Raw genomic sequence first — 14,212 nt, forward strand, 5'->3', positions numbered from 1 at the left:
ATAGCTACGCCTCTCCCCGGCGTATCAATCGGCCGTGCGGTGTCGCAAAATCGACCTTGCGCCCGCGCACCCAGGTGCCCGAGACCACGCCGGCCAGGGCCCGGCCGTCATACGGTGAAATCTGGTTGCGGTGATGAAGTTCGCGGACGTCGACGATCTGCCCCTCGTCCGGCGCGAAGATGGCGAAATCGGCATCGCAGCCGAGAGCGATGCGGCCTTTACGTGTCATACCGGCGAGCTGCGCCGGCTTCACCGCCATCCACTCCACTACCTGTTCCAACGAGATGCCACGCTTACGGGCCTCGGTCCAAATCAGCGACAGACCGAGTTGCAGTGATGCCACGCCACCCCAGGCCACACCGAAGTCTCCGTTTTCCACATCTTTAAGATCGATCGTTGACGGTGAGTGGTCGGAGACGATGCAGTCGATGGTCCCATCGAGTAGGCCCTTCCACAGCAATTCTCGGTTGGACGCTTCACGAATCGGCGGACAACATTTGAAAGCCGTTGCGCCATTGGGGATCTCCTCGGCGAGAAGGGTCAGATAATGCGGGCAGGTCTCGACCGTCAGCTTGACTCCGTCGCGCCTGGCCGATGCGATCATCGGCAACGCGTCCGATGACGATAGATGAAGAATGTGTGCGCGGACGCCGGTCCAGCGGGCACGTTCGATGACCTCGGCGATGGCCACGTTCTCCGCACCTCGCGGGCGCGATGCCAGAAAACGGGCGTATTGATCGCCCTCGGCATGCGGCGCACGGTCGATCGCGCGTGAATCCTCGGCGTGCACGATCATCAGCGAATCGAACGACGCCAACTCGGCCATGTCCTCCTCCATCTCATCGGCGGTGAGATGCGGAAATTCGTCGACCCCCGAGTGCAGCAGGAAACATTTGAATCCGAAGACGCCATCGTCGTGCAACTGCCGCAGGTCGCCTTTGTTCCCCGGAATGGCCCCACCCCAAAAGCCGACGTCGATATGGGACTTCGTCTGTGCCGCCGCACGTTTGAGCGCCAGCGCCTCGGCATTGACAGTCGGTGGAATCGAGTTGAGCGGCATGTCGATCAACGTGGTGACCCCACCTGCCGCGGCTGCCCGGGTCGCGGAGTCGAAACCCTCCCATTCGGTACGCCCAGGTTCGTTGACGTGGACATGCGTGTCCACCAGACCGGGAATCATTACCTGGGAATCGTCGAGTTCGATGACATCATCGGCAGACAGATTGTTTCCGAGGGGCTCGATGGCGACGACTCGTCCGGCACGGATTCCGATCTCCCGCGCGACGATGCCGGCCGTCGTCAAGATGCGGCTGCCACGAACAACCAGGTCGTAGTTGGCGGAGCCGGCGGCAGCAGCGTCGCCTAGCTGGTCTCGGGTGTCACTCATCGGCTCACTGCTCCTTCGTCGGCTCCCATAATGCGGAAGCGTAGTTCCCCGATGCGAGAAGAGTATGGATAGCTCCGGATCGCTGTCAACGCAACGACTTCCACTTTATGGTCTCAAATTTCCATAATACGAGAACACTTGACAGTTGGTCGGGTAATAGTGGTTACTTGGAACCAGAACATCGGAATGAATATTCCACTATATGGAATAACCGAGGCCCGCGGGCCGATCAACGAAAGACGGCCCATGAGCACCTCCGAGAATGCCACGGTGGCCACCGCCCCGACACCGCACACCGATTCTTCGCACGCCACCCCGTCCGGCTTGTCGCCGCATCTCTACAACGAGGACTTGGCCCCCACATTGCGCGCCGGGCGCACCTGGCGGTCGTACAACATCTTCACGCTGTGGGCCAACGATGTGCACAGTCTTGGCAACTACGCATTCGCCATCGGCTTGTTCGCACTCGGGCTGGGCGGGTGGCAAATCTTGGTCGCACTTGGGCTGGGCGGGCTGTTCCTGTTTCTACTGCTCAATCTCTCCGGATTCATGGGCGAGAAGACCGGCGTGCCATTCCCGGTCATGAGCCGCATCTCCTTCGGCACACGCGGGGCGCAGATCCCGGCACTGATCCGCGGCGCGGTCGCGGTCGCCTGGTTCGGCATTCAGACCTATCTGGCGTCGGTGGTCTTCCGCGTGATGATCGTGGCAGTAGCGCCCAGCGCGAGCTCACTCGATGACAACCGCGTCCTCGGACTGTCCACCCTCGGCTGGATCGCGTTTCTCATCCTCTGGGTGGTGCAGATGGTCATCGTGAGTTACGGCATGGAGACCATCCGAAAATACGAAGCCTTCGCGGGGCCGATCATTCTCGTCACGATGGCGAGCTTGGCCATCTGGATGTTCATCCGAGCCGGGGGATCGATCGCCTGGTCGACACCGGATTCCAAAACCGGAATTGATATGTGGCTCAAGATCATTGGGGACGCAGGACTGTGGGTCGCCATCTACGGCACCTTCGTACTCAACTTCTGCGACTTCACCCGCAGCGCCACCTCACGCCGGGCAATCGTCCGCGGCAACTTCTTCGGCATCCCGATCAACATGCTCGTCTTCGGCGCCATCGTCGTGGTGCTCGCCGGTGCGCAGTTCAAGATCGACGGCAAGATCATCGAGTCCCCCGCAGATATCGTGCAGACCGTCCCTAACACGCTGCTCCTTGTCCTGTGCTGCTTGGCGCTGCTTATCTTGACGATTGCCGTCAACCTCATGGCGAATTTCGTCGCACCCATTTACGCGCTGACCAACCTGTTCCCCACCAAATTGAACTTCCGCCGCGCCGGTGTCGTGTCGGGGGTGATCGGGCTGGTTATCCTGCCCTGGAATCTCTACAACTCCCCTGCGGTCATCACCTATTTCCTAGGCGGACTCGGTGCCGTCCTCGGACCACTGTTCGGCATCATCATGGCCGACTACTGGCTGATTCGACGTGCGCGTATCAACGTGCCCGACCTGTACCGCGCGGCACCGGACTCGGACTATCACTACCGCTCGGGTGTAAACCCCAGAGCGATCATCGCGCTGATCCCAACTGCGACTGTCGCATTGCTACTCGCGTTTGTCCCGGCCTTCGAGTCGACGTCGTCGTTCTCCTGGTTCATCGGAGCCGGACTCGGCGCGATCATCTACCTCGCGGTGGCCGATCGCCATCGCACCTTTGTCGACGTTTCCGGCGAGTCGATCGCCGTGCCGAGCAAACATTAGGAGAACCGATGCGCATCCTGGTCGCCAACGTCAACACCACCGAGTCGATGACCGCGGCCATCGCCGAGTCGGCACGGTCGGTGGCCTCCGCTGGCACCGAGATCGTCGGCGTCACACCACGATTCGGCGCTGACTCGTGCGAAGGCAACTTCGAATCGTATCTCGCCGCCCTCGCGGTGATGGACGCAATCACCTCATACCCCGAGCCGTTCGACGCCGTGATCCAGGCGGGCTACGGCGAACACGGCCGCGAGGGGCTCCAGGAGTTACTCGACGTCCCGGTCGTCGACATCACCGAGGCGGCGGCATCGACCGCGATGTACCTCGGTCACAAATACTCGGTGGTGACCACCCTCGATCGAACCGTGCCATTGATTGAGGACCGACTGAAACTCGCTGGCCTCGACGCTCGCTGTGCCTCTGTGCGAGCGTCCGGGTTAGGTGTCCTCGAATTGGAATCCGATCCGCGGCGCGCGGTGGCGGCGATCGTCGCCCAGTCGCGCGAGGCCGTCGAGAATGATCACGCGGAGGTCATCTGCCTCGGTTGTGGCGGTATGGCCGAATTGGAGGAGTCGGTGGCAGCGGCGACCGGCGTGCCGATCGTCGATGGCGTGCGAGCCGCGGTAACCATCGCCGAAGGACTGGTACGAATGGGGCTGTCGACGTCGAAGGTGCGAACCTATGCCGCCCCGCGTCCGAAGAAGATCACCGGCTGGCCGTTCGCATAGGAACTCCGACGGCGCTCAGAGGCCAGAATCCCCGCAAACTCGTAAGAGCTGCCAACGCGACAGGGGATAATTCGAATCTGGGTAGCGTGAGCCCTATCTACAACAAGATCTGACGATTCACATCTTTGTAGAGCAGGTACCGAAAATTCGACGGACCGCCCGCGTAGCACGCCTGCGGGCAGAAGGCGCGTAGCGACAGATAGTCCCCCGCTTCGACCTCAACCCAATCATCGTTGAGGCGGTACACGGCTTTGCCTTCGAGCATATAAAGACCGTGTTCCATCACATGGGTCTCAGCGAACGGGATTACCGCGCCGGGCTCAAAGGTGACGATGTTGACGTGCATGTCATAGGCGAGGTCCTGCGGGTCCAGCATGCGGGTGGTACGCCATTTTCCGTCGGTACCGGGCATAGCGGTGGGCTCGATATCCCGCTCATTGCCGACGACGACCCGCGGTGTGAATCCCGCCAATTGCTCATACCGCTTTCGGATCCACTGGAACCTCGCCGGGGCCGCACCCTCGTTGGCGACACTCCACTCGACCCCCGCTGGCGCGAACGCGAATCCGCCGGGAGTCAGCGTGTGCGCCTGCCCGTCGAGAGTCACCGTCAGCTCGCCGTCGAGCACGAATACGAACCCTTCGACCTCGGGTTGCGGCTCGGGATCCGACGACCCTCCACCCGGTTCCACCTCGACGATCGACTGCGCGAATGTCGTTGCTCCCCCGGCCACCGGGCGATTGAGTATCCAGGCACGTGTCCCGGTCCAACCGGGGAAAACGGAGGTGACGATGTCGCTGAGCACGCCGCGCGGAATCACCGTATACGCCTCGGTGACGATTGCGCGGTCGGTGAGCAAATCTGTCTGCGGGGGCAAGCCGCCATGCGGCGCGTAGTAGGGAGCGACGGTTGCCGGCAGTCCGGTTCGGGTCATCAGGGTTCCTCTCGAGCTGGGCTGACGGTCAGGAAGTTGGTCGACTGAGCGCGATGTCGCGCAACGTCGGCACGTCGATGTCGGCGGCGACCCGCACCTCGTCGGCGGTAATCGCACCGCATTCGACGCCACGGTGAAGGAACGACGCCAACGCCCTCGCGGTCGCGGGTTCATCGAGGATCGCCGACTCGAAGCGGTGCACGAAGTTTCTCAATCGTGTTGCGGCAGAGTCGAACCCATCGCGATAGAACGCATAGGTCGCGAGGTAGCGAGTCACCAGTTGCGCCGGATGCAGATCCCACCCCTGGTAGATCCCCCGCTCCAGGTGCCGCCGGACGAGACGGGCATGCAATTGCCACGCGGACGCGACATGGTCGGCGTCACCGATCGGCAAGATATTGGTCGAGCCGTCGGACAGGTGCACTCCGGTGCCCGCGACGGCGAGTTGCATGACGTTCTTCGCATGGTCGGCGACCGGATGATCCATCGACTGGTACGCCGCGGCGATCCCCATCGACGCCGAATAGTCATAGGTGCCGTAATGCAGCGACGACACTCGGCCCGGCGCCGCATGCAACAGTTTGGCGACCGGCGCCGAGCCGTCGGGCCCGAGGATCAGTTGCGGGGTTTCCACCTGCACTTCGAACCGCAACCGGCCCGATGACAGGCCATGCGCGGACTCAAGTTTTCCGACTACGTCCGTCATCGCTTCGACCTGCGCGACCGACGTGACCTTCGGCAATGTCAATACCAGCCCGGCGGGAAGTTCCCCCGCCGCGAGCAGGCCGCTCACGAAAAGATCGAGCGTCCGCAGACCGCGCGACCGAGTCGACGACTCAAGGCATTTGAATCGAATGCCGATGAACGGCGGTGCGGTTCCGGCGGCCAGGGCTTCGGCGACCCGCTCGACCGCGCGTGACACATCCGCGTCCTCTGCCTCGTCGCCACGGTCGCCATAACCGTCTTCGAAGTCGAGGCGAAGATCTTCGATCGGCTCGGTGTCCAGTTTGCGAGCCACGAGTTCGGCCAGTAGCTCGACGTCGGACGCATCGCCCAGCCCTACCAGGCGAGCGACCGCCGCAAGCCCACCGACCGAATCGGCGGCCGACTTGGCCAAACCGCCCCACTCGGCGCCCAATCCCGGAGTGAAGCGTTCCGCCGACACATAGGCCGTCTGGACCGGTTGGCGTCGCCCATCATCACCGGGGTAGTTACTCGCCAGAGTCGTATCCCATGCGGCCAATGCGGTGTCGACTGCCTCGTACTCGGCGACACCCAGGGTGACGCGTGCTGGTATCGACAACAGTGAACCTCCGGTAGGGCGAAAGATCGTTATGGAAACATTTTTCCATATAGTGGAGTCTAGTGTTTCGAGTTCGACAGACGCAAGAACGCCGACGTGCCGAATATCCTCGGTATTCCACGATGCGGAAGTAGAGTCTTCCAGAGGCGTTACGCTCACAACATATTCGGCGGGCCGCCACCGCCGCTCCAACGATGAGGAGAAGTCCATGCCCGCGCAATCGAGTCCCGGCGTCCAATCCGTCGAGCGCGCCTTCGAGATCCTCGAAATTATCGGACGGGCCGGCGGCGAATGCTCGCTCAGTGAAATCTCCGAACACTCACCCGTGCCAGTGCCCACCATCCATCGCCTGCTGCGCACCCTCGTCGGTATCGGCTATGTGCGTCAGTTGCCCAATCGCCGCTATTCCCTAGGCCCCCGCCTGATCCGACTCGGGGAAGTCGCCAATCGACAATTGGGAGCGCTCGCCGCGCCGGTGTTGCATTCGCTCGTCGAGGAGCTATCAGAATCGGCCAGCCTCGCGGTTCTCGACGGCGACATGGTCATCTACACCGGTCAGGTACCGTCGCCGCACACGATGCGTACCAACACCGAAGTTGGGCGGCGCGTGAATCTACACAACAGCGGCGTCGGCAAAGCGGTACTCGCCGCACTCGATGACCCGCGTATCGCGCGATTGCTAACCCAAGCGGGCCTACCGGCCACCACGCCAAATTCGCTGACCAGTCTGTCGACGGTCTTCGCCGAAGTCGAACGCATCCGCAACCAGGGCTACGCACTCGACGATCAAGAACAAGAACTCGGCGTTCGCTGCTATGCCATGTCAGTTCCCGGTGCTCCGACGCCGATGGCGATCGGAGTGTCCGGCCCGGTCCCCCGCGTCGATGCCGATTTCGAACACCGAGCTATCCCGGCACTGCGTCGGGCAACCGCCACGATTTCACAGGCCCTGACCGGGGCCGTTTGAGGCGCCGGCGACGCCCGTCCGCTTGCGGCGGATTCCATCGGTTGCCGGCCAGGGTGGTTCGGTAGCCAGCAGTATCGCGGCGGTCGTGCACAGTAGCGCGACCACGTAGTTGTCGACTGGAATCGACGGTGCGTCGGTCCCAAGCGATGGCGCGGAACCATACAAATAGGTCTGCGTCGCCTGAACCAGACCCAAAACGATGACTACGGTCCCAACCGAGCGTGTCGACCAGCCCGACACCAGTAACAATGCGCCAACAACCAGCGAGACGGTCGCCAAGACGGCGAAGGCAATCCAGACGCGTCCGCCGAACAGTCCTGCTCCGAACAGCGACGTCGCCACTACGACGATGATCCAGCACCACAGTGACTTACTCGCGGCCATGCACGCGAACCGAGGCTCCACGCCTTGGTCGAACAACGCCCTGCGCGTGCGAAATCGCCTCCGCGACACCCACACCAGAACGATGGTTCCCAGTGGCAGCCAGATCCACGCGGTGCTTATGGCTCCTATCGCGAACCAAAATATAAGCGCTTCGAAAAGATTGAAGTCGACGTCCATCGCTCCCCCTTGGTCAAATATTTGTCGATCTTCGCCCCATCTGTCCACTCGCCACAGCCGGAAGTTACGTGTGACGTCTGCGTAGTCTTACTTGTGTTCGAGTTCAATGACCGAGGAAATGTTCCCGGGTCATTGATATTTGGTTACGCCACAACCAGCCATCGAAGGAGTGCCGCACAGTGCGTGGAGTCATATTGCACGGCCCAGGAAATATCACCGTCGAAGATCGCGATGATCCGGTGATCATTGAGCCAACGGACGTGATCATCCGAGTGGCTGCGACCTGTGTCTGTGGTTCGGATCTGTGGCCCTACCGTGGAATTCAGAAATTCCCTGCCGATGCGCCGATGGGCCACGAGTACGTCGGTGTAGTCACCGAACTCGGTTCCGAGGTATCCACGCTCAGCGTCGGCGATTTCGTTGTCGGATCGTTCATGGCGTCGGATAACACCTGCGAGATCTGCCGGTCCGGCTATCAAAGTCGGTGCGTCAATGTGCATCCGATGGGCGCGATCGGTACGCAAGCGACCTTTGCGCGCATACCGCTGGCCGATGGCACACTGGTCGCCACCCCGTCGCAGCCGACCGAGGCACAGATTCCCGCATTGCTCGCCGCATCCGACGTCCTAGGCACCGGCTGGTTCGCCGCGATCGCCGCTCAAGCTGGTCCGGGTAAGACGGTCGCCGTGGTGGGCGACGGTGCGGTCGGGCTGCTCGGGATTCTCGCCGCCCGCCACCTTGGTGCCGAGCGGATCATCGCGATGAGTCGCCACGCCGACCGCCAGGAACTCGCCCGACGATTCGGTGCGACCGACATAGTCGAAGAACGCGGCGACGCCGGGATCACACGAATCAAAGAATTGACGGATGGCCTTGGCGCACAATCGGTTATCGAGGCCGTCGGCACCGACGAATCGATGAAGCAGGCAATCGGCGCAACGCGTCCCGGCGGCCATATCGGGTTCGTCGGAGTCAACCACGGCGTCGAGATCGATGGTCGCGGCCTATTCGCGGCGACGGTTCACCTGCACGGCGGGCCCGCGCCGGTACGGCAATATCTCCCCGAACTGATCGATCTGATCATGTCCGGCGCCATCGATCCGGGACCGGTGTTCGATCTGACGTTGCCACTTGAGCAAGCCGCCGAGGCATATGCCGCGATGGATCAACGTCGCGCGACGAAAGTGCTGCTGACCGTTTGATTTTGACTAGATCGTGTGGCCCTTGGTGATTCGTCTATACCTTCGGCGTCCATCCCAACGCGGGACCCAGGTTGCCAGCCAGGTCCTCGATGATCTGTTCATAATCGGCTGGCTCGAAACTGAACGGCAGCGCGAACGCGACCTCATTGGCTCGCTGGAATCCCGCATGCGCGTACAGCCGCTCGGCGAGTTCATCCGAACGCCCCACCAGATCGGGCGCGAACATCATGCCGCGCGGCCCCTGCGGTTGCTGGGTGCGTTCAAATCGGGACTGCGCGTACTCCGTGTACCGGCGCACTTGATCCGGTGTCGCCGAATCTGTCGGAATCACGACCAACCCTTGGGATACTCGCGCCGACGTCGGATCCGCAACGTGCTTCAGATAGGCATCGATATGCTCCGCCTGAATTGTCGCGAAATCGCGCGAGTCGGTGTCTTCGATGGTCACCACCGACGACGTCAGATAGTTCAGCCCATTCTGAGCGGCCCAGATCGCCGACTCCCGACCGCCGCCGTACCACACCCGGCCCGCCAGACCCGGCGAATGTGGTTGCACCCGACGCGAAAACACTTCGATTCCAACCGTGCCCTCGAATTCGCTGACCGGCTCGCCTCTCAAACATTCCAGCAATCGAGTCACGCGTCGCTTGGAGAAGTCTTCGACATCGTGAGAGTCCGGATACAACGCGGTCTTGTAGTCGTCGTACCGCATCGGAGTCCCAACTGAGACACCAGGATTGAGTCGCCCGCCACTGAGCAGGTCGACCGTGGCCAGGTCCTCGGCGAGGCGCAGCGGATTCTCCAGCCCAAGCGGAATTACCGCCGTACCCAACTCGATCCGGCTGGTGCGTACCGCCGCCGCGGCGAGCATCGCGACCGGCGACGAGATGCCGAATTGAAGATGCCGATCACGCAGCCAGACACTGTCGTAGCCAAGTTGTTCGGCACGTTCGATGATGCCCAAGGTCTCAAGATGTCCGGCTCGCGGATCGTCCTCGTTGAACCGGCCGATCGTCAGAAAGCCGAGTTTGTCTAGTGGTTCACCCTCGCGTGGCATGCGCTCTCCCGTTCCGACTCGTATCGAAGATCCAGCTTAGGTGGACCGGGCGAGTGCCGTCGGACAGCCATCACGCTCGATGGTCGAGTACCGAAAGGCGAGACAGCCCCCTCCCTCGATGGTCGAGTGCCGACGAGCGAGACAGCCCCCCTCGATGGTCGAGTGCCGACGAGCGAGCCTGCGAGTTCGTCGGTGTATCGAGACCCCGCAACCCGCCGTCGAAACCCACACTGTCACAACGACCTACGACGTTGCCGCCAGCAAAACATCGCCGCTAGTTCGACTCCCGACGATCCCAGCGATATCCGAGTCGTCTCGCAGCTACTAGCCGCCGCCCGCGCAACCCCAGCCGTCTGCCAACTCGTCATTGTGCTCACCGAGATCAGGTGCATGCCTGCGGATCACGAACTCATTCCCATCGATCACCGCCGGCAAACCAACCGCGGTGAACGCCCCGGCCGTCGGATGTTCGGTCTCACAAAAGACGTTGCGACTCGTCAGTTGTTCGTCGATCAGCAGATGCTCTACCGTCTGATTAGCTGGCCCGACTGAGACTCTGTGTGTCGCAGCGAAACTGAGCCATTCGGCCAATGTGCGATCACCAATCAGTTCCGCCAGTTGACTACTCAGCCAGTCACTTTCGTAGCCGGCGTCAACCAAATCCGCGCGATCGACCGCCTTGCAGAAACGCAACCACATCGAGGGCTCGAGTGCGGCGAACGCAACCGTTCTACCCTCAGCCGTTTGGTACATCCGGTAACGAGGTCCGCTGACGCCATCGGCGAGTATCGGCAGCGTACTGGTATCGCTCATACGAGACTTGTTGGCGGCGTACGTGATTGGGAGCATCGACCCCACCAGGAGCGCATCCGCGGCCGAGATATCGATGTCGATGCCTTCCCCGCTGCGCTCCCGTCGATACAGCGCCGCGCAGATCGCGGTCGCCGCCGCCGTCGCCGCCGACAACGCCGGTCCCCCGCCGCGGCCATCGACGGCCGCTCCCTCAGCCGCCCCGTCACCCGGGTAGGCACCGGCGACCGCCCCCATCAGCAGGCCGTGCGCGGGTATCGACGAGTACGGCCCGGTTCTCCCGAACCCGGTCACGGTGCAGCGAATCAGTCGAGGATTCAACGCCGCCAAGCGCACGGCGTCGTAGCCGAACCGCGCCAACGTACCGACCGCGTTGCCGTCGATGAGGATATCGGCGCCCGCGATCAAGTTCTCCCACCGCGCGACGTCGTCCCGGTTCCGCAAATCAGCAGTCACGCTGCGCTTGTTTCGGTTCAGCTGCAAATGTGCCGGGCTGTTTCCAGCGGTGATCTGGCCAAGCGCGAATCGCATCAGATCGCCCGATGGCGACTCCACTTTGACGACGTCGGCGCCCATGTCGGCCAACAGCAATCCGGTTGCGGCGCCGGTCAATAGCGAAGCGGATTCGACCACTCGCACGCCCTCGAGAAGTCCGGCGGTCGTCATGCGCCGGCCAGCGTCAACCCATGCTGTGCACAGGTGTCGACCATCGCCGCGAACATCGATGCCGTCTGCTCATCCTCGCGCTGACGTGCCCGCTGCACTCGGGGTTCGATGGCAACGGCCAACCGAGCCATCGCGAAACCTTGGTAATAGGGCAACAAGTCGACTGACTTCCCGGCCGACTCGGCAAATCGCCGGGCGACGTATGCCCGATCAGGCAGTATTCGGTGGTGCTCCGCGTTGCCGCCGCCCAGAGCGAAATTCGCGAGCAGTGGATTCTCCTCGGGCGAAACCCATCGTGCCGTGAGATACCCAATATCGATCATCGAATCTCCGACAGTCCCTGTCTCCCAATCGATTACGGCCGCCACCGATGGATCGCCAGTTCGATGGACCATGACGTTCATCGAACTGTAGTCACCGTGGATAAGACCTAACGTCGAGCTTGACGGCATCGCCTGTTCTAAGTGGTCGAACAACTTATCCACGAGCGGCGCCTCGCGCGTCCTCGCCGACTCCATGAGTCGACGCCCCTTGGTGCATTGCCGTTCGAGGTAGGTGTCGGTATCAATGCCCGGAGGCGCGATGTCGGCACGCTCCCAATCGAAGTGCGAAATCGTCGCCAGCGTGTCGACAAGGGAATCGACGATCTGCCGTGCAGACTCGGGAGTCGCGTATTCCTCTGGTAGCTGACCATGCAATACATGTCCGTCGACGTATTCGATGACGAGGATCGCGTTGCCGACCGGGCAGGACGAATCACTGACCAGCACCGCCTTGGCATGCGGTATCGCGCTTTCCGAGATCGCGTTGAGTATCCGCCATTCGTGGTGCAGGTCGAATCTGCCGTCGCCGGTGAATTCACGACCAGTTGGCGCGACCCGCATTACCCACTGTTTCGCTGCGCGCTTCACCAGAAATACTTGATGGCTATTGCCCGCGGATTGATCGAGTTCGGCGATGGCGACCGGGCCGTCACCGGGCAACCGATCGGCCAACCATGACGCCACCGCATCGCATCCATCGGCATCCAGGAAGCGTTGTCGTTTGAGCATTAGAAGTGATACCCGCCGTCCATACGAATTGTTTGCCCCGTCGTCCACGACGACCCTTCGGAGACCAGGTGACTTATTAGGCCGGCAGCTTCTTCGGGAGTGCCGATCCGACCGAGAGCAGCCTGCAGCGCGTACCAGTCCACTGCCTGCTGATTGACCACGGCGCGCATCGACTCGGTTTCAACCAACCCGAGCTGGACAGTGTTGCAGGTAATGCCACGAGGCCCCAGCTCCCGCGCAGCGACCCGAATGATCGCTTCCGCCGCAGCTTTACTGCCCGAATAGGCCGCACTGCCGTACATTCCCACCGCGGAATTCACTGACGACACGTTCACTACGCGCCCGTTGTCGGCCATCGATTTGCCGCACCACGCCACTAGTTGTGTCAGCGCATGGGTGTTCACCGCGAAAGTCTTCAAGTAGTCGTCGTATTTGCGATCAACCAATTTCGGCAAAGAGGTGAACACGCCGTGCGCAGCAGCATGTACCAGAACATCGACCTTTTGGTAGTCCCCGACGAATTCGTCGAGAAAACGACTCAGTTCATCGGAATCAGCTAGATCGACCTGGGCTGCTTCGACAGCGAGTCCCGCGCTCGTATATTCCTTGACCTGTGAAGCGGCTTCCCCACCGCTTCGGTTATAGGTCAGCACCACTCGGAACCCGTCGCCAGCAAGCTGTTTGACGATCTGCCGGCCAATTCCGCCCGACCCGCCGGTCACCAATGCCACTCGTTGCTTATCCATGGTCGGCATCAGTACCAACGTAGGACGATTACGGCGCCGTTGACGCCTGCGCCGGCGGTGGCCATGACCACGATGTCGCCACGTTTGAGTGGACGCTCCCGGTCACTGAGAACCGCAGTGATCGGTAGCGACGCGCACGCCGTATTTGCCACAACTCTCCCCGTAGTCGGTACTTGCGAGCTATCGAGTCCGAGCAACGCGGTGAATGCTTCCACCATCCGGACGTTTCCTTGATGAATCATCAGTCGATCGACGTCGGCAAGCGTCAACCCCGCCTCGCCAAGTGCTTCATAGATCATCTTGGGGAGTTCGTTGACAAACATTTCAACGAGTTGCCGACCGTTCATGTTGAACTTCCGGCCGTTGGTAGGCGATACGACGTCAGATACGTGAACCGCCTCACGGTGCACGCTATCGGTCAGCATGCGCATCCCGAGAATTCCGTAACCCTCCGGCACAGGGCCGAGCATGAACGCGCCCGCGCCATCGCCAAATAGGGCTGCCGTCTTCCGATCGGCGGGGTCGAAGTAGACCTCGCTTCGGTTGGTGCCCACCACTATTGAGGTGTCGGCAATACCTGCCCGATAGAAGCCCAGCGCGGTAATCATTCCCTGCGCTACGCCGGCGCATGCGCCATCTATGCTCAACGTCGGAATTTGGGGAAGCTCGGACAGGCCGTGAATGTCGAACGCGGGGGCCGGCACCACTCGGTCAGGAGTAGACGTGGCGGCAATCAGCATTGCCGGGTCTGCGTCGACACCGTTACGCGCCTTGGCATCGTCGATGGCCTTGCGCAATGCGACTGACGCCATGCCAGCGGCGGTCTCATTTTCACCAGCGCGACGTCGTTCTTCCACACCCGTCTTCTCGACTATCCATTCCGGCGTGACTCCGGCAGCAGCGGCGACCACATCGTTACTCACCACGCCTTCGGGCAGGTGCATGCCCATACCGATAATTCCGTACGCCGGACCCTCACCAACATTTGCACTATGTAACATGCGTCGCCTCGCTCTCCTCGTCAATGCACTAATT

Annotated in this window: 13 protein-coding genes; 4 read left to right on the plus strand and 9 right to left on the minus strand. The window is 61.7% G+C overall.

Annotated elements, in window-relative coordinates; genetic code table 11:
- Positions 1–4: 4 nt before the first annotated feature.
- Positions 5–1,387, minus strand: a complete 1,383-nt coding sequence (gene allB, locus GOEFS_RS18110) for an allantoinase AllB (RefSeq protein WP_007319397.1) — start codon at positions 1,385–1,387, stop codon at positions 5–7.
- 246 nt (positions 1,388–1,633) lie between these two features.
- Here allB and GOEFS_RS18115 point away from each other — a divergent pair, with 246 nt between their 5' ends.
- Positions 1,634–3,151, plus strand: coding sequence for an NCS1 family nucleobase:cation symporter-1 (locus GOEFS_RS18115; RefSeq protein WP_007319398.1), 1,518 nt, complete (start codon positions 1,634–1,636; stop codon positions 3,149–3,151).
- Between the two features lie 8 nt (positions 3,152–3,159).
- Positions 3,160–3,879 carry an aspartate/glutamate racemase family protein gene (locus GOEFS_RS18120; RefSeq protein ID WP_007319399.1) on the plus strand — a complete coding sequence of 240 codons (720 nt, stop codon included), beginning with the start codon at positions 3,160–3,162 and terminating at the stop codon, positions 3,877–3,879.
- A gap of 97 nt (positions 3,880–3,976) precedes the next feature.
- On the opposite strand, the gene GOEFS_RS18125 is transcribed toward GOEFS_RS18120, so the two are convergent.
- Positions 3,977–4,813 (minus strand): bifunctional allantoicase/(S)-ureidoglycine aminohydrolase, encoded by an 837-nt coding sequence (locus GOEFS_RS18125; RefSeq protein ID WP_007319400.1) that lies wholly within the window; start codon positions 4,811–4,813, stop codon positions 3,977–3,979.
- A 28-nt stretch (positions 4,814–4,841) separates the two neighbouring features.
- A complete protein-coding gene (locus tag GOEFS_RS18130; protein ID WP_007319401.1) occupies positions 4,842–6,116 on the minus strand; it encodes a DUF6986 family protein in 1,275 nt (424 codons plus the stop codon).
- Positions 6,117–6,324: 208 nt separating this feature from the next.
- Between GOEFS_RS18130 and GOEFS_RS18135 the strand changes: the two genes are divergently transcribed.
- Positions 6,325–7,083: an IclR family transcriptional regulator gene (locus GOEFS_RS18135; protein ID WP_007319402.1), complete on the plus strand. Its 759-nt coding sequence runs from the start codon at positions 6,325–6,327 to the stop codon at positions 7,081–7,083.
- Here GOEFS_RS18135 and GOEFS_RS18140 read toward each other — a convergent pair.
- The gene (locus GOEFS_RS18140; protein ID WP_007319403.1) at positions 7,057–7,644 is read right to left on the minus strand and encodes a hypothetical protein; all 588 of its coding nucleotides are present in this window, start codon (positions 7,642–7,644) and stop codon (positions 7,057–7,059) included. The genes GOEFS_RS18135 and GOEFS_RS18140 overlap by 27 nt on opposite strands.
- Before the next feature lie 179 nt (positions 7,645–7,823).
- Here GOEFS_RS18140 and GOEFS_RS18145 point away from each other — a divergent pair, with 179 nt between their 5' ends.
- Positions 7,824–8,846: a zinc-dependent alcohol dehydrogenase family protein gene (locus GOEFS_RS18145; protein WP_007319404.1), complete on the plus strand. Its 1,023-nt coding sequence runs from the start codon at positions 7,824–7,826 to the stop codon at positions 8,844–8,846.
- A gap of 34 nt (positions 8,847–8,880) precedes the next feature.
- Here GOEFS_RS18145 and GOEFS_RS18150 read toward each other — a convergent pair whose 3' ends face one another.
- From GOEFS_RS18150 to GOEFS_RS22620, 5 genes are all read right to left on the minus strand, one after another.
- Positions 8,881–9,903, minus strand: a complete 1,023-nt coding sequence (locus GOEFS_RS18150) for an LLM class flavin-dependent oxidoreductase (protein WP_007319405.1) — start codon at positions 9,901–9,903, stop codon at positions 8,881–8,883.
- A gap of 324 nt (positions 9,904–10,227) precedes the next feature.
- Positions 10,228–11,379, minus strand: a complete 1,152-nt coding sequence (locus tag GOEFS_RS18155; protein ID WP_007319406.1) for a CaiB/BaiF CoA transferase family protein — start codon at positions 11,377–11,379, stop codon at positions 10,228–10,230.
- Complete coding sequence (locus GOEFS_RS18160; RefSeq protein ID WP_170323191.1) at positions 11,376–12,479, minus strand: phosphotransferase family protein; 1,104 nt, start codon at positions 12,477–12,479, stop codon at positions 11,376–11,378. Before GOEFS_RS18160 ends, GOEFS_RS18155 begins: the two co-directional genes overlap by 4 nt.
- Positions 12,431–13,186 carry an SDR family NAD(P)-dependent oxidoreductase gene (locus GOEFS_RS18165; protein WP_007319408.1) on the minus strand — a complete coding sequence of 252 codons (756 nt, stop codon included), beginning with the start codon at positions 13,184–13,186 and terminating at the stop codon, positions 12,431–12,433. Before GOEFS_RS18165 ends, GOEFS_RS18160 begins: the two co-directional genes overlap by 49 nt.
- Positions 13,186–14,178 (minus strand): 3-oxoacyl-ACP synthase III family protein, encoded by a 993-nt coding sequence (locus GOEFS_RS22620; RefSeq protein WP_007319409.1) that lies wholly within the window; start codon positions 14,176–14,178, stop codon positions 13,186–13,188. The genes GOEFS_RS18165 and GOEFS_RS22620 overlap by 1 nt, the downstream gene beginning before the upstream one ends.
- Positions 14,179–14,212: the final 34 nt, after the last annotated feature.

Origin of the sequence: Gordonia effusa NBRC 100432, assembly GCF_000241305.1 — a bacterium.
GTDB lineage: Bacteria > Actinomycetota > Actinomycetes > Mycobacteriales > Mycobacteriaceae > Gordonia > Gordonia effusa.

Bases quoted from the DNA above. Each gene is read 5' to 3' on its own strand.
- allB (WP_007319397.1), bottom strand. From the start codon at position 1,387: ATGAGTGACACCCGAGACCAGCTAGGCGACGCTGCTGCCGCCGGCTCC.
- GOEFS_RS18115 (WP_007319398.1), top strand. From the start codon at position 1,634: ATGAGCACCTCCGAGAATGCCACGGTGGCCACCGCCCCGACACCGCAC.
- GOEFS_RS18120 (WP_007319399.1), top strand. From the start codon at position 3,160: ATGCGCATCCTGGTCGCCAACGTCAACACCACCGAGTCGATGACCGCG.
- GOEFS_RS18125 (WP_007319400.1), bottom strand. From the start codon at position 4,813: ATGACCCGAACCGGACTGCCGGCAACCGTCGCTCCCTACTACGCGCCG.
- GOEFS_RS18135 (WP_007319402.1), top strand. From the start codon at position 6,325: ATGCCCGCGCAATCGAGTCCCGGCGTCCAATCCGTCGAGCGCGCCTTC.
- GOEFS_RS18140 (WP_007319403.1), bottom strand. From the start codon at position 7,644: ATGGACGTCGACTTCAATCTTTTCGAAGCGCTTATATTTTGGTTCGCG.
- GOEFS_RS18150 (WP_007319405.1), bottom strand. From the start codon at position 9,903: ATGCCACGCGAGGGTGAACCACTAGACAAACTCGGCTTTCTGACGATC.
- GOEFS_RS18155 (WP_007319406.1), bottom strand. From the start codon at position 11,379: ATGACGACCGCCGGACTTCTCGAGGGCGTGCGAGTGGTCGAATCCGCT.
- GOEFS_RS18165 (WP_007319408.1), bottom strand. From the start codon at position 13,186: ATGCCGACCATGGATAAGCAACGAGTGGCATTGGTGACCGGCGGGTCG.
- GOEFS_RS22620 (WP_007319409.1), bottom strand. From the start codon at position 14,178: ATGTTACATAGTGCAAATGTTGGTGAGGGTCCGGCGTACGGAATTATC.